Source organism: Streptomyces capitiformicae (genome assembly GCF_002214185.1).
Lineage (GTDB): Bacteria > Actinomycetota > Actinomycetes > Streptomycetales > Streptomycetaceae > Streptomyces > Streptomyces capitiformicae.
The window spans coordinates 5,372,692-5,396,093 of the sequence record NZ_CP022161.1; the positions used below are offsets into that span (position 1 = coordinate 5,372,692).

A 23,402-nucleotide genomic window follows, 5' to 3' on the forward strand; every position below is an offset into this window, starting at 1 on the left:
CACCCCCGAGGGCGTCAGCCTGGGCATGCCCCAACTGCCCGCGCCCGACTACCCGGACGACGTTCGAGCCAGGCTGGAACGGGACGCCGCCGAGGTCGTCGCCCGCTACCCGGACTCCCGGTCCGCCCTCCTGCCGTTGCTGCATCTCGTGCAGTCGGAGGAGGGTCACGTCACCCGTACCGGCATGCAGTTCTGCGCCGATGTGCTGGGCCTGACCACGGCCGAGGTCACCGCGGTCGCCACCTTCTACACCATGTACCGGCGCAGGCCCTCCGGTGACTACCAGGTGGGCGTCTGCACCAACACCCTGTGCGCGGTCATGGGCGGCGACGCCATCTTCGAGGCGCTCCAGGACCACCTGGGCGTCGGCAACGGCGGGACCACCGACGACGGCAAGGTCACCCTGGAGCACATCGAGTGCAACGCGGCCTGCGACTTCGCCCCGGTCGTGATGGTCAACTGGGAGTTCTTCGACAACCAGACCATCGACAGCGCCAAGCAACTCGTCGACGACCTGCGCGCGGGAGTGCAGGTCGAGCCCACGCGTGGGGCACCGCTGTGCACCTTCAAGGAGACCGCGCGGATTCTCGCCGGCTTCCCCGACGAGCGACCAGGGGCCGTCGAGGCAAGCGGCGGTGCGGGACCCGCGTCGCTGGTCGGCCTTCGCCTGGCAAGGGGAGAGACCGGATCCGCGCGCGTGGTCCATCCACGGGACGGCGGCCCGCACGACGAGCCGCAGGACAGGGCAGTGCACGAGCCTTCACCGGCCGAGCACCTCAGTTCTCACGACGCGCCGCAGGACACATCGGCCTCCGACCCTGCCCATCCGGCAGGGCCTACCGCCGAGGAGGGGGAGTGATGACGTTGGCACCCGAGATCAAGGGCACCAGCCCCGAGAAGCTGCTCGCACCCGTGCTGTCGGCCTTCTGGGACGAGGACAGGTCATGGTCGCTCGACGTCTACCGAAGGCACGAGGGGTACGAGGGACTCCGCAAGGCGCTCGCCATGACGCCGGACGACCTCATCGCCTATGTGAAGGACTCCGGGTTGCGTGGCCGCGGCGGCGCGGGATTCCCGACCGGAATGAAATGGCAGTTCATTCCTCAAGGTGATGGAAAACCACACTATCTAGTTGTCAACGCCGACGAATCGGAGCCCGGAACGTGCAAGGACATTCCGCTCCTCTTCGCGAACCCGCATAGCCTCATCGAGGGCATCGTCATCGCGTGTTATGCCATCAGGTCTTCGCATGCCTTCATCTATCTGCGTGGTGAAGTCGTCCCCGTATTGCGGCGGTTGCACGAGGCCGTACGTGAGGCCTACGCGGCTGGCTATCTCGGCGAGAACATCCTGGGCAGTGGACTCGACCTCGACCTCACCGTGCACGCGGGCGCGGGCGCGTACATCTGTGGTGAGGAGACCGCACTGCTCGACTCGCTCGAAGGCCGCCGTGGTCAACCGCGGCTTCGTCCCCCCTTCCCTGCTGTGGAAGGCCTCTACGCCTGTCCGACTGTGGTGAATAACGTCGAGTCGATCGCGTCGGTTCCCGCGATCCTGAAAAACGGCAAGGAATGGTTCAGGGCGATGGGCAGCGAGAAGTCTCCCGGCTTCACGCTCTACTCGCTCAGCGGCCATGTCGCCAATCCCGGCCAGTTCGAGGCCCCGCTCGGCATCACCCTCCGCCAACTCCTGGAGATGAGCGGCGGAATGCGACCCGGGCATCGCCTCAAGTTCTGGACGCCGGGCGGCTCCTCGACCCCGATGTTCACCGACGAGCATCTCGACGTCCCTCTTGATTACGAAGGAGTGGGTGCCGCGGGTTCCATGCTCGGCACGAAAGCACTCCAGTGCTTCGACGAGACGACCTGCGTCGTCCGCGCCGTGACCCGCTGGACCGAGTTCTACGCCCACGAGTCCTGCGGCAAGTGCACACCCTGCCGCGAAGGCACGTACTGGCTCGTGCAGTTGCTGCGCGACATCGAGGCCGGTAAGGGCGTCATGAGCGACCTCGACAAGCTGAACGACATCGCCGACAACATCAACGGCAAGTCCTTCTGCGCCCTCGGCGACGGCGCCGCCTCGCCGATCTTCTCCTCCCTGAAGTACTTCCGCGCGGAGTACGAGGACCACATCACGGGCCGGGGCTGCCCCTTCGACCCGGCCAAGTCGACGGCCTGGGCCGACAAGGACAAGCACGCGGAGGTGAACGCATGACCGTGACCACCAGCGCTCCCTCCGGAGGCGGGGAGGCGGCGGTCCCGCCGGAAGATCTCGTCTCGCTGACGATCGACGGCGCCGAGATCAGCGTGCCCAAGGGCACCCTGGTCATCCGGGCCGCCGAACAACTCGGCATCGAGATCCCCCGCTTCTGCGACCACCCGCTGCTCGACCCGGCAGGGGCCTGCCGCCAGTGCATCGTCGAGGTCGAGGGCCAGCGCAAGCCCATGGCGTCCTGCACGATCACCTGTACGGACGGAATGGTCGTCAAGACTCATCTCACCTCGCCGGTCGCGGAGAAGGCCCAGAAGGGTGTGATGGAGCTCCTGCTCATCAACCACCCGCTGGACTGCCCGGTCTGCGACAAGGGCGGCGAGTGCCCCCTGCAGAACCAGGCCATGTCGCACGGCCACGCCGAGTCCCGCTTCGAGGGCAGGAAGCGCACCTACGAGAAGCCCGTGCCGATCTCCACGCAGGTGCTGCTCGACCGTGAGCGGTGCGTGCTGTGCGCCCGCTGCACCCGCTTCTCCAACCAGGTCGCGGGCGACCCGATGATCGAACTCGTCGAGCGGGGCGCGCTCCAGCAGGTCGGCACCGGCGAGGGCGACCCCTTCGAGTCGTACTTCTCCGGGAACACGATCCAGATCTGCCCCGTGGGGGCGCTCACCTCGGCGGCGTACCGATTCCGCTCCCGCCCGTTCGACCTCGTCTCCTCGCCGTCCGTGTGCGAGCACTGCGCCGGCGGTTGCGCGACCCGCACCGACCACCGGCGCGGCAAGGTCATGCGGCGGCTCGCCGCCAACGACCCCGAGGTCAACGAGGAATGGATCTGCGACAAGGGGCGGTTCGCGTTCCGGTACGCGCAGCGGCCGGACCGGCTCACCACCCCGCTCGTACGCAACGAGGCGGGCGTCCTGGAGCCCGCGTCCTGGCCGGAGGCCCTGGAGGCCGCCGCTCAGGGACTTATCGCCGCGCGCGGCAGGGCCGGTGTCCTGACCGGCGGCCGGCTCACCGTCGAGGACGCCTACGCGTACAGCAAGTTCGCGCGCGTGGCCCTCGACACGAACGACATCGACTTCCGCGCGCGCGTGCACAGCGGCGAGGAGGCCGACTTCCTGGCGGCGCGGGTCGCCGGACGCGGACGCGACCTCGACGGTACGGGCGTCACGTACGCCGCCCTCGAGAAGGCGCCCGCGGTGCTGCTGGTCGGGTTCGAGGCCGAGGAGGAGGCGCCCGGCGTCTTCCTCCGGCTGCGCAAGGCGTGGCGCAAGCACAAGCAGCGGGTGTTCTCGCTGGCCACCCACGCCACCCGGGGTCTGGAGAAGGCCGGCGGCACGCTGCTGCCCGCCGCCCCGGGTACCGAGACCGAGTGGCTGGACGCGCTCGCGAGCGGGTTCGGTCTGGAGGAGGACGGCACCAAGGCCGCCGAGGCGCTGCGCACCGAAGGCGCCGTGATCGTCGTGGGGGAGCGGCTCGCGGCCGTGGCGGGCGGGCTCACCGCCGCCGTACGGGCCGCGTCCGCGACCGGTGCCGAACTGGTGTGGATCCCACGCCGGTCCGGGGAGCGCGGTGCCGTCGAGGCCGGGGCGCTGCCGTCGGTGCTGCCGGGCGGGCGTCCGGCCACCGACCCGCGCGCGCGGGAGGAGGTCGCCGGCGTCTGGGGCGTCGCCCAACTCCCTTCCCGGTACGGCCGGGACACCGGGCAGATCGTCGAGGCCGCCGCCACCGGAGAGCTCGGGGCCCTGGTGGTGGCGGGTGTGGAGGTCGCCGACCTGCCCGATCCGGCACGCGCGCGTGAGGCACTGTCCGCGGTGGGCTTCCTGGTGTCACTGGAGCTGCGACCCAGCGAGGTCACCGAGCACGCGGATGTCGTCCTCCCGGTCGCCGCGGTGGCCGAGAAGGCGGGCACCTTCGTCAACTGGGAAGGCCGGGTGCGGATGTTCGAGGCCGCGCTCAAGCCCGACCAGATGACGCGCCGGGTGGCCCCCACCGACGGGCGGGCGCTCCAGATGCTGGCCGACGCGATGGACGTCCACCTGGGGCTGCCCGATCTGCGCACCACGCGCGCGGAGCTGGACCGGCTCGGGTCCTGGGACGGGCCGCGGGCCACGGAGCCGCTGGAGACCGCGGCCACGCTGCCCCGGCCGGCCGCCGGAGAGGCCGTACTGGCCGGGCACCGGCTGCTGCTCGACCAGGGTCGGCTCCAGGACGGCGACGAGGCACTCGCGGGCACGCGGCATGCCGCACGCGCGCGTGTGTCACCCGCCACGGCCGCCGAGGCGGGCGTCAAGAACGGCGACGTCCTCGCGGTCAGCGGCCCCGCCGGGGTCCTCGAACTGCCGCTGCAGATCACCGAGATGCCCGACCGCGTCGTCTGGCTGCCGCTGAACTCCACCGGCTCGGGCGTCGCCTCCGACACCGGGGCACTGCCCGGCGCACTCGTCCGCATCGGCCCCGCGACGCTCGCCGCCGAGGCCCCCGAGGAGGTGGAGGCATGAGCCCGTACTACCTCGCCGCTGAAGACCTCTCGATGTTCGGCCGCGACCCCTGGTGGCTGGTCGTCATCAAGGCGGTGTTCTGCTTCGCCTTCCTGATGGTGACCGTGCTGTTCTCCATCGTGTGGGAGCGCAAGGTCGTCGCCTGGATGCAACTGCGCATCGGCCCCAACCGGCACGGCCCCTGGGGCATGCTCCAGTCGCTCGCCGACGGCATCAAGCTGATGCTCAAGGAAGACGTCATCGTCAAACGCGCGGACAAGGTCGTCTACGTCCTCGCGCCGATCGTCGCGGCCATCCCGGCCTTCATGGCGATCGCGGTGATCCCCTTCGGCCCGGCCGGAAACGAGATCTCGATCTTCGGTCAGCGCACCACGATGCAGCTCACCGACCTGCCGATCGCGATGCTCTACATCCTCGCCGTCGCCTCGGTCGGCATCTACGGGATCGTTCTCGCGGGTTGGAGTTCCGGATCCACCTACCCGCTGCTGGGCGGCCTCCGCTCCTGCGCGCAGATGATCTCCTACGAGATCGCCATGGGCGCCGCCTTCGCCTCCGTCTTCCTGTACTCCGGGTCGATGTCGACGTCGGCGATCGTCGAGGCGCAGGCGGACCGCTGGTACATCGTGCTGCTGCCGGTGTCGTTCGTGATCTACATCGTGACCATGGTCGGTGAGACCAACCGCGCCCCCTTCGACATGCCGGAGTCCGAGGGCGACCTGGTCGGCGGCTTCAACACCGAGTACTCGTCCATCAAGTTCGCGATGTTCATGCTCGCCGAATACGTGAATATGGTGACCGTCTCGGCCGTGTCGGTGACCCTCTTCCTCGGCGGCTGGCGGGCCCCCTGGCCCATCAGCACGTTCTGGGAGGGCGCCAACCACGGCTGGTGGCCGATGCTCTGGTTCGTGGTGAAGGTGCAGCTGCTGCTGTTCTTCTTCATCTGGCTGCGCGGCACACTCCCGCGCGTCCGCTACGACCAGCTGATGAAGCTCGGCTGGAAGGTCCTCATCCCGGTTTCCGTGGTCTGGCTGATGCTCGTCGCGACCGTACGGACCCTCAGGAACGAGAACTACGACTTCGCCGAGATCGCGCTCTACGTCGGTGGCGCCGTCCTCGTCCTCTTCCTGCTCTCGGTCGTGGCGGACATGATCCGCGAGCGGCGCGAGGCACAGGAGAAGCCCGCCGGACCGGCCGCCTTCGACCCGATGGCCGGCGGATTCCCCGTACCGCCCCTGCCCGGACAGAACCTCCCGCCGGTGCCGCGCAGGCGGCCGCGCCGCGAGCGGGAGCTGATTGTCAGTGGTGGGTCCGATACTGACAGTGACGGATCTTCGAATGGGAAGGAGGCGTCCGATGGCTGAGGAGCCGAAGGAGACCAAGCCGGGTTTCCAGAACCCTGTCGCCGGCTTTGGCGTGACCTTCAAGGCCATGTTCAAGAAGCGGCTGACCGAGCAGTATCCGGAGCAGCAGAAGACCACGGCCCCGCGGTTCCACGGCCGGCACCAGCTCAACCGCCATCCGGACGGCCTGGAGAAGTGCGTCGGCTGCGAGCTGTGCGCCTGGGCCTGTCCCGCCGACGCCATCTACGTGGAGGGCGCGGACAACACCGACGAGGAGCGCTACTCGCCGGGCGAGCGGTACGGCCGCGTGTACCAGATCAACTACGCCCGCTGCATCCTGTGCGGTCTGTGCATCGAGGCGTGCCCCACGCGCGCGTTGACGATGACCAACGAGTTCGAGTTGGCCGACTCCAGCCGCGCCAACCTCATCTACACCAAGGAGCAGCTGCTCGCCGGACTGGAAGAGGGCATGGTCGACACGCCCCACGCCATCTACCCCGGCACGGATGAGCAGGACTACTACCGGGGGCTGGTCACCGAGGCCGCGCCCGGTACGGAGCGCCAGGTCGCCACCTCCAAGGGCGAGAAGCCGCAGGACGCCGCCTCGTCTTTCGGCGAGGGCGAGCCGGCGTCGGAGAAGGTGATCCGCCGATGACACAGCTCGCCGCCTACGCCACTTCCACCGGTGAGGCCTTCCAGTTCTGGGTGCTCGGCACCGTCGCCGTGATCGGCGCCCTGTGCACCGTCTTCATGAAGAAGGCCGTGCACAGCGCGCTCTGCCTCGCCGGCACCATGATTGTCCTGGCGGTGTTCTACCTCGCCAACGGCGCCTACTTCCTGGGCATCGTGCAGATCGTCGTCTACACCGGCGCGATCATGATGCTGTTCCTGTTCGTGGTGATGCTTGTCGGTGTCACGGCCGCGGACTCGCTGAAGGAGACCATCAAGGGCCAGCGCTGGCTGGCTCTCCTGTGTGGCCTCGGCTTCGGCATCCTGCTCGTCGCGGGCATCGGCAACGCGACGCTGACGGAGTTCAACGGCCTCGCCCAGGCCAACTCGGGTGGGAACGTGGAGGGCCTCGCGGCCCTGATCTTCACCGACTACGTGTTCGCCTTCGAACTCACGGGAGCCCTGCTGATCACGGCCGCCGTCGGCGCCATGGTGCTCACCCACCGGGAGCGCACCGAGCGCGCCAAGACCCAGCGAGAGCTGGCCGAGCAGCGCGTACGCGAGGGCAAGCACCTGCCGCCGCTGCCAGCACCCGGTGTGTACGCGCGGCACAACGCGGTCGACATCGCGGGCCTGCTGCCCGACGGCACCCCGTCCGAGCTGACCGTCAACAAGACGCTGCGGGACCGCGGCCAGATCCGCGACGTGTCGGCTCAGGCGCTGAACGACCTCAAGGCCCTGGAGCGGCGCGCCGAGGACCGGCTGGAGCGCACGAACAGCGGAAGCAGCGGGAAGAACGGGGAGGCATCGCAGTGAATCCCGTCAACTACCTGTATCTCGCCACCCTGTTGTTCACGATCGGCGCCACCGGCGTCCTGATCAGGCGGAACGCGATCGTGGTGTTCATGTGCGTCGAGCTGATGCTCAACGCCTGCAACCTCGCCCTCGTCGCCTTCTCCCGAATGCACGGCAATCTCGACGGCCAGATCATCGCCTTCTTCACGATGGTCGTCGCCGCCGCGGAGGTCGTGGTCGGACTTGCGATCATCGTGTCGCTGTTCCGCTCCCGCCACTCGGCCTCGGTCGACGACGCCAGCCTGATGAAGCTGTAAGGGGTCGGAAGAATCGTGGAGAACCTGATTGCGCTGCTGGTGGCGGCGCCCCTGCTCGGAGCGGCGGTCCTGCTGTGCGGCGGCCGGCGCCTCGACGCCGTCGGCCACTGGCTCGGCACGGCCCTCGCCGCGGCCTCGTTCGTCATCGGTGTCGTCCTCTTCGCCGACATGGCCGGCAAGGACGCCGAACACCGTGAGATCGGCCAGCACCTGTTCAGCTGGATCCCGGTCGAGGGCTTCCAGGCGGACGTCGCCTTCCAACTCGACCAGCTGTCGATGACGTTCGTACTGCTGATCACCGGAGTCGGCTCGCTCATCCATGTGTACTCGATCGGGTACATGGAGCACGACGAGCGCCGACGCCGCTTCTTCGGCTATCTGAACCTGTTCCTCGCGGCGATGCTCCTGCTCGTCCTCGCCGACAACTACCTGCTGCTGTACGTCGGCTGGGAGGGCGTCGGCCTCGCCTCGTACCTGCTGATCGGCTTCTGGCAGCACAAGCCCAGCGCCGCCACCGCCGCGAAGAAGGCCTTCCTGGTCAACCGCGTCGGCGACATGGGCCTGTCCATCGCCATCATGCTGATGTTCACCACCTTCGGGACCTTCGCCTTCGGGCCGGTCCTGGAGTCCACGAGTGAGACCAGCGAAGGCGTGCTCACCGCCATCGGCCTGATGCTGCTGCTCGCCGCCTGCGGCAAGTCCGCCCAGGTGCCGCTGCAGTCCTGGCTCGGGGACGCGATGGAGGGCCCGACCCCGGTCTCGGCGCTCATCCACGCCGCGACCATGGTGACGGCGGGCGTCTACCTGATCGTCCGCTCCGGGGAGATCTTCAACGCGGCCCCGGACGCGCAGCTGGCGACCACCGTGGTCGGCGCGGTCACGCTCCTCTTCGGTGCGATCGTCGGTTGCGCGAAGGACGACATCAAGAAGGCCCTCGCCGGGTCGACGATGTCGCAGATCGGCTACATGATCCTGGCCGCCGGCCTCGGCCCGATCGGCTACGTCTTCGCGATCATGCACCTGGTGACGCACGGCTTCTTCAAGGCCGGGCTGTTCCTCGGCGCCGGCTCGGTCATGCACGGCATGAACGACGAGGTCGACATGCGCAAGTACGGCGGCCTCCGCAAGTACATGCCGGTCACGTTCGTGACCTTCGGCCTCGGCTACCTCGCCATCATCGGCTTCCCCGGTCTGTCCGGGTTCTTCTCCAAGGACAAGATCATCGAGGCGGCCTTCGCCAAGGGCGGCACCGAGGGCTGGATCCTTGGCGGCGTCGCCCTCCTGGGCGCGGCCATCACGGCCTTCTACATGACGCGCGTGATGCTGATGACGTTCTTCGGGGAGGAACGTTGGCAGCCGGCGCCTGATCCGGACAAGGCGCCGAGTGTCGAGCCCGGCATCGAGGTGCACCCCGGCGAGATGCCTCACCCGCACGAGTCGCCCAGGGTCATGACGATCCCCATGATCGTGCTGGCCGTCGGGTCGGTCTTCGGGGGCGCGTTCTTCAGCATCGGCGACCGGTTCATCCACTGGCTGGAGCCCGTCACCGAGCACGCGCATGGACACCCGCCGATCAGCGCGGCGGCGGTCACAGCATCCACGGTGGCCGTGATGGTCATCGGCGTCGGCCTCGCCTGGCTCCAGTACGGGCGTCGGCCCGTCCCGGTCGTCGCCCCGCGCGGGTCGCTGCTCACCCGGGCCGCCCGCCGCGACCTCCTCCAGGACGACTTCAACCACGTCGTCCTCGTACGCGGCGGAGAGCACCTCACGCGCTCGCTGGTGTACGTCGACCACACCCTGGTCGACGGGGTCGTCAACGGCACGGCGGCCACCATGGGCGGCCTCTCCGGGCGGCTGCGCCGCATCCAGAACGGCTATGCCCGCTCGTACGCGGTCTCGATGTTCGGCGGCGCTGCGATCCTCATCGCCGTGACCCTGCTGATGAGGGCGGTCTGATACCGATGTCCTTTCCTCTGCTGACAGCGACGGCGGCGCTCCCGGCCCTCGGGGCGATCGCCACGGCCGCCGTACCGGCCGCCCAGCGCACCGCCGCCAAATGGCTCGCGTTGATCGTCTCGCTGGCCACACTCGTGCTCGCCGCGATCGTCCTCGTCCGCTTCGACCCGGACGGCGACCGTTACCAGCTCACTGAATCGCACGCCTGGATCAAGAACTTCGGAGTGCGGTACGAGCTGGGCGTGGACGGCATCGCGGTAGCGCTCATCGCGCTGACCGCCCTGCTGATCCCGTTCATCATCCTCGCGGGCTGGCACGACGCCGACCCCCTGGAGACCGGGAACAAGAGGTGGCGGCCCACCCAGGGCTTCTTCGCCCTGATCCTGGCCGTCGAGGCGATGGTGATCATCTCCTTCGAGGCCACCGACGTCTTCCTCTTCTACATCTTCTTCGAAGCCATGCTCATCCCGATGTACTTCCTCATCGGCGGCTTCGGAGACCGCGCCCACGAGCACGGCGAGGAGGCGGCGTCCACGCAACGGTCGTACGCCGCCGTGAAGTTCCTCCTCTACAACCTGGTCGGCGGACTGATCATGCTGGCCGCGGTGATCGGCCTGTACGTGGTCGCAGGGAACTTCTCCCTCACGGAGATCGCCGAGGCCCGCGCCAACGGATCGCTGGAGATGGCGACCAGCACCGAACGATGGCTGTTCCTCGGCTTCTTCTTCGCGTTCGCGGTGAAGGCGCCCCTGTGGCCGCTGCACACCTGGCTGCCCAACGCCATGCAGGAATCCACCGCCCCGGTCGCCGTGCTGATCACGGCGGTCGTCGACAAGGTGGGCACCTTCGCGATGCTGCGCTTCTGCCTCCAGCTTTTCCCGGAGGCGAGCAAGTGGGCGACGCCCGCGATCCTCGTACTGGCGCTCATCAGCATCATCTACGGGGCCCTGCTCGCGGTCGGCCAGCGCGACATCAAGCGGCTGGTGGCGTACGCGTCGATCTCGCACTTCGGCTTCATCATCCTGGGCATCTTCGCGATGACCAGCCAGGGCCAGTCGGGCGCGACGCTCTACATGGTCAACCACGGGATCTCGACCGCCGCCCTGATGCTGGTCGCGGGCTTCCTGATCTCGCGGCGCGGATCCCGGCTCATCGCCGACTACGGCGGTGTCCAGAAGGTCGCGCCGGTGCTCGCCGGCACGTTCCTGATCGGCGGCCTCGCGACCCTGTCACTGCCGGGACTCGCCCCGTTCGTCAGTGAGTTCCTGGTCCTGGTCGGCACGTTTGCGCGCTACCCGGTGATCGGGATCATCGCCACTCTCGGCATCGTCCTGGCCGCGCTCTACACCCTCGTCCTCTACCAGCGGACGATGACGGGCCCGGTGAAGGCCGAGGTGGAGGGCATGCCCGACCTGAGAGTGCGGGAACTGGTAGTGGTCGCCCCGCTGGTCGTGCTGCTGATCTTCCTGGGCGTCTACCCGAAGCCGGTCACCGACATCGTCAACCCGGCGGTCAAGCAGACCCTGTCCGACGTACAGAAGCAGGACCCCAAGCCCGAGGTGGAGGCGGCCAAGTGAGCGCATCAGCCGTCCACAGCCTGTGGACAACGGCGGCCGGTCCGATCGACAAGATCGGCGCGCCGGATATCGAATACGGGCAATTGTCGCCCACCTTGATCGTCATCGGGGCGGCGATCATCGGGATCCTGATCGAGGCCTTCGTGCCACGCAAGATCCGCTACTACGCCCAGGTGTTCGTCTCCGTCGTCGCTCTCGCGGCCGCCTTCGCCGCGGTCGTCGCTCTCGCGGCGGGCGGATACGGCACGACGAAGGCCGGCATCGCGGCGATGGGCGCCATCGCCGTCGACGGACCGGCACTGTTCCTGCAGGGCACGATCCTGCTCGCCGGCATCCTCGGCGTCTTCACCTTCGCCGAGCGGCGGCTCGACCCGGCGGCACACGGCAACAAGGTCGACTCCTTCGCCGCACAGGCCGCGTCCGTGCCCGGCAGTGACAGCGAGAAGGCCGCCGTGAAAGCCGGGTTCACCACCACCGAGGTGTTCCCGCTGCTGCTGTTTGCCATCGGCGGCATGCTGATCTTCCCGGCGTCGAACGATCTGCTGACCCTGTTCATCGCCCTGGAAGTCTTCTCCCTCCCGCTGTACCTGCTGTGCGCCGTGGCCCGCCGCAAGCGGCTCATGTCGCAGGAGGCCGCGGTCAAGTACTTCCTCCTCGGCGCCTTCGCCTCCGCGTTCACCCTCTTCGGCATCGCACTGCTGTACGGCTACGCGGGCTCGGTGTCGTACGCGACGATCGCGCAGGTCGTCGACGGGACCGTCACGGAGATCACCCCGGCGCTCGCCGGAACCATGGGCAACGACGCGCTGCTTCTCATCGGCACCGCCATGGTCGTCATGGGCCTGCTGTTCAAGGTGGGCGCGGTGCCGTTCCACATGTGGACGCCGGACGTGTACCAGGGCGCGCCGACGCCGGTCACCGGGTTCATGGCGGCGGCCACCAAGGTGGCGGCCTTTGGCGCGCTGCTGCGTCTGCTGTACGTCGTCCTGCCGGGCCTGCGCTGGGACTGGCGGCCGGTCATGTGGGCCGTCGCCATCGTCACCATGCTGGGCGGCGCGATCGTCGCCATCACCCAGACCGACATCAAGCGGCTGCTCGCGTACTCGTCGATCGCGCACGCGGGATTCATCCTCGCCGGTGTCATCGCGACCTCGCCGGACGGTGTCTCGTCGGTGCTGTTCTATTTGGGCGCGTACTCGTTCGTGACGATCGGTGCGTTCGCCGTGGTGACGTTGGTGCGGGACGCGGGCGGGGAGGCGACCCACCTGTCCAAGTGGGCCGGGCTCGGGCGCAGGTCGCCGCTGGTGGCGGCCGTGTTCGCGGTCTTCCTGCTGGCCTTCGCGGGCATTCCGCTGACGTCCGGGTTCGCCGGGAAGTTCGCGGTGTTCAAGGCGGCGGCGGAGGGCGGCGCGGGTGCGATCGTGGTGGTCGGTGTGATCTCTTCGGCGATCGCCGCGTTCTTCTACATCCGCGTGATCGTGCTGATGTTCTTCAGCGAGCCACGACCGGAGGGGCCGACGGTGGCCGTGCCGTCGCCGCTGACCATGACCGCGATCGGCGTCGGCGTGGCGGTCACGCTGGTGCTGGGTGTGGCGCCGCAGTACTTCCTGGATCTGGCGGGTCAGGCGGGCACGTTCGTGCGCTGACGCCCGCCTGGAGTGCGGACATGACGGGACCCGGTCTCCTTGGAGACCGGGTCCCGTTCATACGTGGGCGGGCCGATGGGCTGAACGTGGGCGCGGCGCACTCCGAAGGGTGGAGCCTGTGGATAACTCTGAGGCTGTCGGTGCGGGCGCCTATCGTGGCAAGGGCTGGAGGAAGCGCGCGGGTGGCGTAGGACGTAGGGCACGGGGGACGGGCGATGATCGGGACGGGCGGGACGAGTGTGATGGCGGACGAGGACTGGATGGCCGGGGCGGGCGAGAGCGGGACGGCCCAGGGACCAGGAGGTGGCGTGGGCACCGGGCGCTCGGCGGAGAGCGAGGCGCTGGCCGTGCTCCATCGGGTCTTCGGGTACGACGCCTTCCGGGGTGAGCAGGAAGCGGTCATCGAGCATGTGGTCACGGGCGGTGACGCCGTCGTCCTGATGCCGACCGGCGGGGGAAAGTCGCTCTGCTATCAGATTCCGGCCCTGGTCAGGCCCGGCACGGGCATCGTGGTGTCGCCCCTGATCGCGCTGATGCAGGACCAGGTGGACGCGCTGCGGGCGCTGGGGGTGCGCGCCGGGTTCATGAACTCCACGCAGGACTTCGACGAGCGGCGCGTGGTCGAGGCGGAGTTCCTCGCGGGTGAGCTGGATCTGCTGTACCTCGCGCCGGAGCGGCTGCGGCTCGACGCGACGCTGGATCTCCTCGCACGCGGCAAGATCTCGGTGTTCGCGATCGACGAGGCGCACTGTGTCTCCCAGTGGGGACATGACTTCCGGCCCGACTATCTGGCCCTGTCGTTGCTGGGTGAGCGCTGGCCGGACGTACCGCGCATCGCGCTCACGGCCACCGCGACACGGGCGACGCACCGGGAGATCACCGAGCGGCTGGCCATGCCGCGGGCACGGCACTTCGAGGCGAGCTTCGACCGGCCCAACATCCAGTACCGGATCGTGCCCAAGGCCGACCCCAAGAAGCAGTTGCTGTCCTTCCTGAGCCAGGAGCACGCCGGAGACGCGGGCATCGTCTACTGCCTGTCGCGCAACTCTGTCGAGCGGACAGCGGAGTTCCTGAGCAAGAACGGCATCGAGGCGGTGCCGTACCACGCGGGGCTCGACTCGGGTACGCGCGCGGCGCACCAGGCCCGGTTCCTGCGCGAGGAAGGGCTCGTGGTGGTCGCCACGATCGCCTTCGGGATGGGCATCGACAAGCCCGACGTGCGGTTCGTCGCCCACCTCGACCTGCCGAAGTCGGTGGAGGGTTACTACCAGGAGACCGGCCGTGCCGGGCGTGACGGGCTGCCCTCCACGGCATGGATGGCGTACGGGCTGAACGACGTCATACAGCAGCGCAAGCTCATCCAGAGCGGAGAGGGCGACGAGGCGTTCCGCCGTCGGGCCGCCACGCACCTGGACGCCATGCTGGCGCTGTGCGAGACGGCCCAGTGCCGTCGGGGACAGCTGCTCCAGTACTTCGGACAGGAGCCCGAGCCCGGCGGCTGCGGCAACTGCGACACCTGCCTCGTACCCCCGCAGACCTGGGACGGCACCGTCGCGGCGCAGAAGGTGCTCTCCACGGTGGTGCGCCTCCAGCGTGAGCGCGGCCAGAAGTTCGGTGCCGTCCAGATCATCGACATCCTGCTGGGGCGGCGGACCGCCAAGGTCATCCAGTTCGACCACGACCAGCTGTCCGTCTTCGGTATCGGCGAGGAGCTGGCCGAGGGCGAATGGCGGGGCGTCGTACGGCAGTTGCTCGCGCAGGGGCTCCTTGCCGTCGAAGGGGAGTACGGCACGCTGGTGCTCACCGAGGCGAGCGGGGCGGTGTTGCGGCGTGAGCGGGAGGTGCCGCTGCGTAAGGAGCCGAAGAAGCCGGTGGCCTCGCGGGCGGGGTCGGGAGCAGCGGAGGTGTCCGGCTCCGGGCGGGGGGAGCGGAAGGCCAAGGCTGCCGTGGCCGAGCTGCCGGCGGAGTTGCTTCCCGTTTTCGAGGCTCTGCGGGCGTGGCGTGCCGAGCAGGCGCGTGAGCAGGGTGTCCCGGCGTATGTGATCTTCCACGACGCCACGCTTCGGGAGATCGCGTCGGTCGGGCCCTCGACGATCGCCGAGCTCGGCGTCATCAGCGGGATCGGCGAGAAGAAGCTGGTCACGTATGGGGAGGGGGTGTTGGGGGTGCTTGCCTCGCTGGGGGGTGCTGCTTCTTCTTCGGAGGGCGGTGCGGAGGAGGACTTCGACTGGTCGGGGGTGGAACCGGAGCCTGAGCCGGACGACTGGGTCTAGGGCGGGTTGCCTCCGGCGGTTGGCCGGGCTGCGTGCGGTTGCGTTGGGGGTCGGGGTCGTGCCGGTGCGTCTGCCCGTCGCTTGGTTCCCTGCTGTCCGGGGGCGAGGGGCTGGGGTTCTCTGGGCCGCTCTGCGCGACGGGCATGACGTACCGGCACGGTCCCTTGCGCCGTCTCGCGGCTGACCTGCCGTTGTGGTGGCCGTGCCACCCACTGTTCTCGCTGCGGGCAGTCGTGCCGCCGTCGTGTTCTACGTCGGTGGCAGGACCCTGCCCGTCACCTCGCCCAAGCCCACCCTTGTGCCGTTCGGGCCGGGGGCCCAGGCCGTGAGGGTTGCCTCGTCGCCGTCTTCCAGGAAGGTGCGTTTGCCGTTGGGGAGGTCCAGGGGGTCGCGGCCGTTCCAGGTGAGTTCCAGGAGGGAGCCTCGTTGGGTGGGGGAGGGGCCGCTGACGGTGCCTGAGCCGTAGAGGTCGCCGGTGCGGAGGGAGGCGCCGTTGACGGTCATGTGGGCCAGTTGTTGGGCGGCGGTCCAGTACATGGTGGAGAAGGGGGGCTCGGAGACGGTGTGGCCGTTGATGGTGACGGTGATGCGGAGGTCGTAGCCGCAGGGGTCCTCGGTGGAGTCGTCCAGGTAGGGGAGCAGGTCGTGGGTGCGGGGCGGAGGGGGCACGCGGGCCTCGTCCAGGGCGTCCAGCGGGGTGATCCATGCCGATACGGACGTGGCGAAGGACTTGCCGAGGAAGGGGCCCAGGGGGACGTACTCCCAGGCCTGGATGTCGCGGGCGGACCAGTCGTTGAGGAGGCAGAGGCCGAAGACGTGGTCGCGGAAGGAGGAGAGGGCCACCGGGCTGCCCATGTCCGAGGGAGCTCCGACTACGAAGCCGACCTCCGCTTCGATGTCGAGGCGGGTGGACGGGCCGAAGAGCGGAGCGGAGTCCGTGGGGGCTTTGCGCTGGCCGGAGGGCCGTACCACGTCGGTACCGGAGACGACAACGGTGCCTGATCGGCCGTGGTAGCCGATGGGCAGATGCTTCCAGTTGGGGGTCAGCGGGTCCGGTGAGTCGGGGCGGAAGATCTGACCGACGTTCCGGGCGTGGTTCTCCGAGGCGTAGAAGTCGACGTAGTCGGCGACCTCGAAGGGGAGGTTGAGGGTGACGGAGGAGAGCGGGTGGAAGTGGGGGGTGATCGTTTCGCGGTGCGAGGGGACCGTCAGCCAGGCCGTCAGGGCCCGACGGATGTCCGACCAGGCGGTGCGGCCCGCGGCGAGGAGCGGGTTGAGGGTGGGGTGGGCGAGGAGGGAGGCGTAGGGGGAGCCGAGGGCCTGTGCCGCCGCGCCCGCGTCCAGGACGTGGTCCCCGAGGCGGACCCCGACCCGGCGGGTCTCGGAGCCGGCCGGGGCGAAGACGCCGTAGGGGAGGTTGTGCGGGCCGAAGGGGTGGCCTTCGGGGACGTCGAAGGGATCGCCCTCGGGGACATCGAAGGGGGGCATCGGGTGCTGCCTCGCTCTCGTGTGTTCCGTCGTTCCGTCTGGTCGCGGCACACGTTACGGGGGAGTGACGAGAACGGGGAGTGTCTAAAGAGTTCGCAATGTCCTGATAGGGGAGGTTCGGAGGGGAAGGTTCCGGCTTAGCTTCCTCTGGGGGACGCGGACGGGGTGGGTCCGGGTCCGGTAGGGGGGACACGTGGGGGGACCCGTGGCCGGGGGTGCTCGGGGTGCGCCGATTCCCGTGGATCGGAGCGTTCCGGGGCTCATCGTGAAGTTCGGTGACTATCCGCTGCACCATGGAGGGGTGGGTGCCATCCGCAGTCTGGGGCGGCTGGGCGTGCCCATGTATGCGATCGCGGAGGACCGTTGTACACCGGCCGCCGTCTCGCGGTATCTGCGGCAGGCGTTCGTATGGCCGACTGCCGGGACCGAGGAGCCCGAGCGACTGGTGGAGGGACTGCTCGGGATCGGGCGGAAGATCGGGCGGCCGACCGTACTCATACCCACCGACGAAGAGGCCGCGGTGCTCATCGCCGAGCACCAGGACGCGCTGGCGGCGCGGTTCCTCTTTCCGTGCGTCGACGCCAAGTTGCCCCGGCGGCTCGCCAGCAAGCAGGGGCTGCACGAACTGTGCGCCGAGCACGGGATCCCCAGTCCCACGGGCGTCTTTCCGCAGTCCTACGAGGAGATCGAACGGTTCGCCGAGCGGGCGCGCTTTCCCGTGGTGGCCAAGAACCGGGAGGCGTTCGAGCGGCGCAGTCGGCCGGCGGTGAACGGGACCACGAGGATCGCCGACCGGGAGGGGCTGCTGCGGCTCGCCCGGGGGTGGGGCGAGCGGCCCGGGGTCGTCCTGCAGGAGTATCTGCCCCGCGAGGACGCCGAGGACTGGATCGTGCACGCGTACTTCGACACGGAGTCGACGCCGCTGGCGATGTTCACCGGTGTGAAGGTGCGGTCGTGGCCGCCGCACGCGGGAATGACTGCCAATGCGTACATAGTCGATAATCCGGAACTCGCGGATATCGCCGCCCGTTTCATCAAACAGATCGGCTTCACCGGCGTCATCGATCTGGATCTGCGGTTCGACAGGAGGGACGGGCAGTACAAGCTTCTTGACTTCAACCCACGGATGGGCGCGCAGTTCCGGCTCTTCGAGAACGAGGCGGGGATCGATGTCGTGCGCGCCATGCACCTTGACCTGACCGGGCGTCCGGTGCCGGAGGGGGAACAACTCGCCGGGCGTCGGTACATCGTGGAGAACATCGACCTGGCCGCCCTGCTCGCCTACCGGCGCAGTGGGTACACGACGCCGCACGCGCCGGCTCGCGCGAGCGGTACGGAACTGGCGTGGTTCGCGGGTGACGACCCGCTGCCGTTCCTCACGATGCTGGCGCGCTTCGTACGGCCGGGGGCGAAACACCTCCATCAGCTATGGCGTGCCAGGCGATCAGCGACAGCCGGCAGGACCTAGTAGGGCTTGGTAGGGCCCATAGGGCTCATGGTTCCCCGTAGGCATGACTCACACGAAGTAGGCACATCGCGTCCTGGGGAGGGACTTCGTGATTCAACCGGTAGCAGTGGTCGGTGCGGGGCCGTTCGGCCTGTCCACCGCCGCGCATCTGCGGGCCCAGGGAATTCCGGTCCGCGTCTTCGGTGAACCCATGGTGAGCTGGCGGGACAACATGCCGGCCGGGATGCTGTTGAAGTCGACCCCGGTGGCGTCGAACATCGACGCCCCGCAGCGCGGTCACACCCTGCTCGACTACTGCGATGTGGCGGGGATACGGCGCCTGGTAGCCGACGAGGACATCATTCCGGTGGAGACCTTCATCTCCTACGGGGAGTGGTTCCAGCAGCGGTTCGTGCCCGAGCTGGAGAGGGTGCGGGTCGTGTCCGTGGACCGGAACAAGGGGGGCGGCTTCGAACTGAAGCTGGACTCGGGCGAGTTGTTCGCGGCGCGGGCCGTCGCGGTGGCGAGCGGGCTGTTCGGGCTCGCGCATGTGCCGGGCGAGCTGGCGCGGGCGGCCGTCGACGGACCCACCCCCACAGGGCCCCTCTCCCACAGTTCCCAGCACCATGACCTGAGTCGGTTCGCCGGCAAGGAGCTGATCGTCGTGGGCGCGGGCCAGTCCGCCCTGGAGACGGGGGTGTTGGCGGCCGAGGCGGGCGCACGGGTGCGGGTCGTTGCGCGCGGGCGGGGGGCCGTGGCCTTTGGCGCACCTCCCTGGAAGCAGCCCAGGTTTCGCCCCGAATCGCCGTTCGGGCGGGCCTTTTCGCTGTGGGCGCTCAGTTATTACCCGCAGCCGTACCGGTATCTGCCTGCCGGCGCACGCCACTACCTGGTCCGCCGGGTGCTCGGGCCGCTGGGCGCGTGGTGGTTGCGTGAGCGGTTCGAGGGGCGGGTGGAAGTGCGGGAAGTCGCGCGGATCGTGCGGGCGGGCGCCGTCGACGGACGGCCGCTGTTGGCCGTTCAGGGCCATGACGGCCGTATCGAGGAGTTGGGCGCCGACCACGTCATCGCGGCGACCGGGTATCGCGTCGACCTCGGGGCGATGGGGTTCCTCGGGCATGAGCTGCGTACGGAGCTGGCTGTGAGCCGGGGTGCGCCGGTGCTGGGGGCCGGGTTCCGGTCGTCGATACCGGGGTTGTACTTCACGGGGTTGCCGGCGGCGGCGTCGTACGGACCGGTGATGCGGTTCGTGTGTGGGACGGAGTTCGCATCGCCGCGGTTGGCTCGGCATTTGGCTGCGGCGCATGGATGAGGGGCGTGCACAGTGATCAAGTCCCGCTGACTGCCGTTCGAGAAAGGGTGTTGATCCGTTGACCATGGAGGGCTGTGAGGCTGTCGAGGGGTCGGACGTCGTCCGGTTCCCGTCGAACCGATGGGGCGTGACATCCGTATTCTCTGATCATGGCCGCTCCCACCGCATATTCACTCATCGCCACTGACCTGGACGGAACGCTCCTACGCAGTGACGACACGCTCTCCGACCGGTCCCTCGCCGCGCTGGTGCGGGCCACGGAGGCCGGTGCTCACCACCTCGTGGTGACAGGGCGGCCGGCGCCGAGAGTCCGCCCGCTGCTGGAGGACCTCGGCGGCAGGGGGCTCGCGGTGTGCGGACAGGGCGCGCAGTTGTACGACCATGGCGCGGACAGGCTGCTCTGGTCCGTCACCCTGGACCGGGAGTTGGCAGAGACAGCGCTCGGCAAGATCGAGGCCGAGGTCGGACAGGTGTACGCGGCTGTCGACCAGGACGGGGTCGACGGCCTCACCCTGATCGAGCCCGGCTACCTCATGCCGCACCCCACGCTGCCCGCCGTACGCGTGCCGCGCCGGGACGACCTGTGGTGCGAGCCGATCAGCAAGGTGCTGGTGCGCCATCCATGCCTGTCCGACGACGAGTTGGCCTCGGCAGCGCGCATGGCGGTCGGTTCGCTGGCGACGGTCACCATGTCGGGGCCCGGCACCGTTGAACTGCAGCCATGCGGCATCACCAAGGCGACAGGCCTCGCCCTGGCCGCCGAGCACCTCGGACTGAGCCCGGCCCAGACCATCGCCTTCGGTGACATGCCCAACGACATCCCGATGTTCGACTGGGCCGCGCACGGGGTCGCCATGGCCAACGCCCACCCCGAACTCAAGGCCGTGGCCGACGAGGTGACCCTTTCGAACGAGGAGGACGGGATCGCGGTGGTGCTGGAGAAGCTGTTCGCCCCGGTGCGTCGCCCAGGGCCCGTGTCCGCGGGATGACCCGCCGACACGGGCCCTGGCCCCGGTCTTTCCTCGGTCCGGACCTCAGTACGGGCCGAACACGTTGTCGATCGAGCCGTACCTCGCGGCGGCGTAGTTGCACGCCGCCGTGATGTTCGCGACCGGGTCGTAGGGGTCGTACGCCGTGCCCGCGACGTGGTACGCGGCGAAGGTCGGGTCGATGACCTGGAGCAGGCCCTTCGACGGGGTGCCCGCGGCGGCGTTGGAGTCCCAGTTGTTGATGGCCTGCGGATTGCCCGACGACTCGCGCATGATGTTGCGGTAAATCCCGTCGTATGTACCTGGAATTCCCTTTTGATCCATGATGTCCAGTGCCTCGCGGATCCATCCGTCGAGGTCGTTCGTGTACGTCTTGACCGACGCGGGCGTCGTCGTGGCGCCCTGGCTCGATGCGTCGGAGGCGGAGGGCTTCGAGGAAGCGGACGCCTTCGTGGACTTCACCTTCAGCTTCAGCCCCGGGCGGATCAGTTGCGGGTCGTTGCCGACGGCCGCGCGATTGTCCTGGTAGAGCCGCTTCCAGCCGCCGCTCGTGCCGTACTTCCGTGCGATCGAGGAGAGCGTGTCGCCGGAGGCCACGGTGTGCGTGAGGGACTTGGCCTGAGCCGCGGCCGGCGCGGACCGCGGGGCCGCCTGTACGGAGGTGGCGGCGGCCTGGGTGGGCTGGGCGGCGCTCGCGGTCGTCGCGGCCGTGAGCGGCAGGGCGAGTGCGGCCCCGCCCGTGCCGAGGGTGATGATGCCACGGGTGAGCGGATTGGTTCTGGGGCGGCGGTGTTTGCCTCGTCCGGGCATGGTGGATTCCTCTCCGGCGCCTGCGAGGTGAGCTGTCGGGTTCGGGCGGGAGGTGCCCGGCCGCGCGCGTCGTCCGGCGATCGCGGTGCGTGCTGCGTTCGCGGTGCGTGCTGCGTTCGCTGTGTGTACTGCGTTCGCTGTGCGCACTGCGCGCGACTTCACCCCTAGCCGGTCCTGATGGGGAAAGTCGGACCGGCGGCTTACCTGGGTCCCCCGCTCCTGCCGTGCGCGGATGAGTGGTGATGGGTGGGGAGTCCGGGCGGTGGCAGGATTCGGCGATCCGTCCGGACGGGGTGTGAACGTATGCGAGAGCACACGATTGGAACAAGCCCCGACTTTGTGGATTGATGTTGTTGACCTTGACTTTGTCGGATATGCGCCGGGGTTTCGGGCGGATTGTGGAGCTCAACTTGCCTTCAGCAAACGGGAAATCGGCGGGAGTGGGGGAGGGGTGATGTCGGGTGTGCGTGACTCAACTCACGGGAGGAGTCGGGTGAAGTGAGGGCTATGCCGCAATTCGGTCAACTCGGGCTGAAGGGAGGGGGTGGTGCGAGGGGGGAGCGGGAGGGTTGCGTGAAGGGTTCGGCACGGGGCCGGGAGAGGTTCCGGTCGGCCGTGTGCGGTGGGCGTCCCCGGGGGAGAGTCGGGTACTCGGGCCGGGTCGGCGTGCGTGCCCGCGCGTCTACGGACGGATGCGCGTCGCGTGTCGACGGAACGGTGCGCGTCGCGTGTCGACGGAACGGTGCGCGTCGCGTGTCGACGGAACGGTGCGCGTCGCGTGTCGACGGAACGGTGCACGTCGCGCGTCGGTGGATACGGCCGCGTATCAGTGGATCAAGAATATTGCGAGCCTGGTCCCATACCGCCCGGGCCGAACCCCTGGGTGCTCGTGGTGATCGAAAGGTGACCGGATACGCTGACTCGGGTGATGGCAGCGACAGATCGACAAACCATGTCATCGACCGTGAGACCGACCTAGACCGACCGTGTGACCGTCAGTAGGCGTCAGCAGACAGGAGAACCCTCGTGACCGTCGTCGAGCCGTTTGGGCTGAGCGCGCGGGACCAGGCTCTCGAAGCCGATGTCCAGGCCGGACTGGCTGCCGTCGAAGAGGGTCTCCTCGAGGCCACCAAGAGTGAGGTCCCCTTCATCCAGGAGGCCGCCCAGCACCTGCTGCGCGCCGGCGGGAAGCGGTTCCGGCCGCTGCTCGTGATGCTCGCGGCGCAGTTCGGTGACCCGTACTCGCCGGGGGTCGTGCCCTCGGCCGTGGTGGTGGAGCTGACGCATCTCGCCACGCTCTACCACGACGACGTGATGGACGAGGCGGACGTGCGCCGGGGCGTGCCCAGCGCGAACGCCCGCTGGGGCAACTCGCTGGCCGTCCTCACGGGTGACTTCCTCTTCGCGCGGGCCTCGCACGTCCTCGCCGACCTCGGCCCCGACGCCGTCCGTATCCAGGCCGAGGCCTTCGAGCGGCTGGTGACCGGGCAGATCCTGGAGACCGCCGGTCCGCGCGACGGACGGGACCCGATCGAGCACTACCTGGACGTCCTGGGCGGCAAGACCGGATCGCTGGTGGCCGTGGCCGGCCGCTTCGGTGCGATGATGTCGGGCGCCGACGAGACCGTGGTCGACGTGCTCACCCAGTACGGGGAGCGGCTCGGCGTCGCCTTCCAGCTCGCGGACGACGTGCTGGACATCGCCTCCGACTCGCACGAGTCCGGCAAGACGCCGGGGACCGATCTGCGCGAGGGTGTGCCGACCATGCCCGTGCTGCGGCTGCGCGAGCGGGCCGGACGGCTCGGGCTGCCGGACGACATCGCGCTCTGTGAACTGCTCGACTCCGACCTCACCGATGACGCGCGGCACGCGGAGGCGCTGGCCCGGCTGCGGGTCCACCCCGCGCTGGAGCAGGCCCGCCGGGACACCGTCCGGTACGCGGAGGAGGCGCGGGCGGTGCTGGCGCCGCTGCGGGAATGCGGGGCGAAGGTGGCGTTGGTCGAGCTCTGCGACGCGGTGGTGCATCGGGCCGGTTAGGCACTCGGAGTTCCGGCGTCCGGTGGGGTGC

At 69.0% G+C, this 23,402-nt stretch carries 17 protein-coding genes; 15 read left to right on the top strand and 2 right to left on the bottom strand.

Translation table 11 applies throughout. The features are described from left to right. Window positions 1–25 precede the first annotated feature (25 nt). The 11 genes from nuoE to recQ all read left to right on the top strand — a co-directional run bounded on the left by nuoE (window position 26) and on the right by recQ (window position 15,288). Window positions 26–859: an NADH-quinone oxidoreductase subunit NuoE gene (nuoE, locus tag CES90_RS23985; RefSeq protein WP_189783406.1), complete on the top strand. Its 834-nt coding sequence runs from the start codon at window positions 26–28 to the stop codon at window positions 857–859. Next, entirely contained in the window at window positions 859–2,214 is a 1,356-nt protein-coding gene (nuoF, locus tag CES90_RS23990; RefSeq protein ID WP_189783251.1) for an NADH-quinone oxidoreductase subunit NuoF, read from the top strand. Before nuoE ends, nuoF begins: the two co-directional genes overlap by 1 nt. Beyond that, the gene (locus CES90_RS23995; RefSeq protein ID WP_189783250.1) at window positions 2,211–4,715 is read left to right on the top strand and encodes an NADH-quinone oxidoreductase subunit G; all 2,505 of its coding nucleotides are present in this window, start codon (window positions 2,211–2,213) and stop codon (window positions 4,713–4,715) included. Before nuoF ends, CES90_RS23995 begins: the two co-directional genes overlap by 4 nt. Continuing rightward, window positions 4,712–6,076, top strand: a complete 1,365-nt coding sequence (gene nuoH / locus CES90_RS24000) for an NADH-quinone oxidoreductase subunit NuoH (protein ID WP_189783249.1) — start codon at window positions 4,712–4,714, stop codon at window positions 6,074–6,076. The genes CES90_RS23995 and nuoH overlap by 4 nt, the downstream gene beginning before the upstream one ends. Next, complete coding sequence (gene nuoI, locus CES90_RS24005) at window positions 6,069–6,710, top strand: NADH-quinone oxidoreductase subunit NuoI (RefSeq protein WP_189783248.1); 642 nt, start codon at window positions 6,069–6,071, stop codon at window positions 6,708–6,710. The genes nuoH and nuoI overlap by 8 nt, the downstream gene beginning before the upstream one ends. Continuing rightward, complete coding sequence (locus CES90_RS24010; RefSeq protein ID WP_189783247.1) at window positions 6,707–7,540, top strand: NADH-quinone oxidoreductase subunit J; 834 nt, start codon at window positions 6,707–6,709, stop codon at window positions 7,538–7,540. The genes nuoI and CES90_RS24010 overlap by 4 nt, the downstream gene beginning before the upstream one ends. Continuing rightward, a complete protein-coding gene (nuoK, locus tag CES90_RS24015) occupies window positions 7,537–7,836 on the top strand; it encodes an NADH-quinone oxidoreductase subunit NuoK (protein WP_189783246.1) in 300 nt (99 codons plus the stop codon). Before CES90_RS24010 ends, nuoK begins: the two co-directional genes overlap by 4 nt. 15 nt (window positions 7,837–7,851) lie before the next feature. Then, entirely contained in the window at window positions 7,852–9,792 is a 1,941-nt protein-coding gene (nuoL, locus tag CES90_RS24020; RefSeq protein WP_189783245.1) for an NADH-quinone oxidoreductase subunit L, read from the top strand. A 5-nt stretch (window positions 9,793–9,797) separates the two neighbouring features. Beyond that, on the top strand, window positions 9,798–11,369 hold the full coding sequence (locus CES90_RS24025; RefSeq protein WP_189783244.1) for an NADH-quinone oxidoreductase subunit M: 1,572 nt from the start codon (window positions 9,798–9,800) through the stop codon (window positions 11,367–11,369). Next, a complete protein-coding gene (nuoN, locus tag CES90_RS24030; RefSeq protein WP_189783243.1) occupies window positions 11,366–13,015 on the top strand; it encodes an NADH-quinone oxidoreductase subunit NuoN in 1,650 nt (549 codons plus the stop codon). The genes CES90_RS24025 and nuoN overlap by 4 nt, the downstream gene beginning before the upstream one ends. A 215-nt stretch (window positions 13,016–13,230) precedes the next feature. Beyond that, window positions 13,231–15,288 (top strand): DNA helicase RecQ, encoded by a 2,058-nt coding sequence (recQ, locus tag CES90_RS24035; protein ID WP_189783242.1) that lies wholly within the window; start codon window positions 13,231–13,233, stop codon window positions 15,286–15,288. A 249-nt stretch (window positions 15,289–15,537) separates the two neighbouring features. Here recQ and fahA read toward each other — a convergent pair whose 3' ends face one another. Beyond that, window positions 15,538–16,776, bottom strand: coding sequence for a fumarylacetoacetase (gene fahA, locus CES90_RS24040; protein WP_189783241.1), 1,239 nt, complete (start codon window positions 16,774–16,776; stop codon window positions 15,538–15,540). A gap of 232 nt (window positions 16,777–17,008) precedes the next feature. Here fahA and CES90_RS24045 point away from each other — a divergent pair, with 232 nt between their 5' ends. The 3 genes from CES90_RS24045 to CES90_RS24055 all read left to right on the top strand — a co-directional run bounded on the left by CES90_RS24045 (window position 17,009) and on the right by CES90_RS24055 (window position 20,524). Beyond that, window positions 17,009–18,244, top strand: a complete 1,236-nt coding sequence (locus tag CES90_RS24045; RefSeq protein WP_373313349.1) for a carboxylate--amine ligase — start codon at window positions 17,009–17,011, stop codon at window positions 18,242–18,244. Between the two features lie 88 nt (window positions 18,245–18,332). After that, complete coding sequence (locus CES90_RS24050) at window positions 18,333–19,535, top strand: NAD(P)-binding domain-containing protein (RefSeq protein ID WP_189783240.1); 1,203 nt, start codon at window positions 18,333–18,335, stop codon at window positions 19,533–19,535. A gap of 149 nt (window positions 19,536–19,684) precedes the next feature. Then, window positions 19,685–20,524 (top strand): HAD family hydrolase, encoded by an 840-nt coding sequence (locus tag CES90_RS24055; protein WP_189783239.1) that lies wholly within the window; start codon window positions 19,685–19,687, stop codon window positions 20,522–20,524. 45 nt (window positions 20,525–20,569) lie between these two features. On the opposite strand, the gene CES90_RS24060 is transcribed toward CES90_RS24055, so the two are convergent. Beyond that, a complete protein-coding gene (locus CES90_RS24060) occupies window positions 20,570–21,334 on the bottom strand; it encodes a LysM peptidoglycan-binding domain-containing protein (protein ID WP_189783238.1) in 765 nt (254 codons plus the stop codon). 1,026 nt (window positions 21,335–22,360) lie between these two features. Here CES90_RS24060 and CES90_RS24065 point away from each other — a divergent pair. Next, window positions 22,361–23,371, top strand: a complete 1,011-nt coding sequence (locus tag CES90_RS24065; RefSeq protein ID WP_189783237.1) for a polyprenyl synthetase family protein — start codon at window positions 22,361–22,363, stop codon at window positions 23,369–23,371. Window positions 23,372–23,402 lie beyond the last annotated feature (31 nt).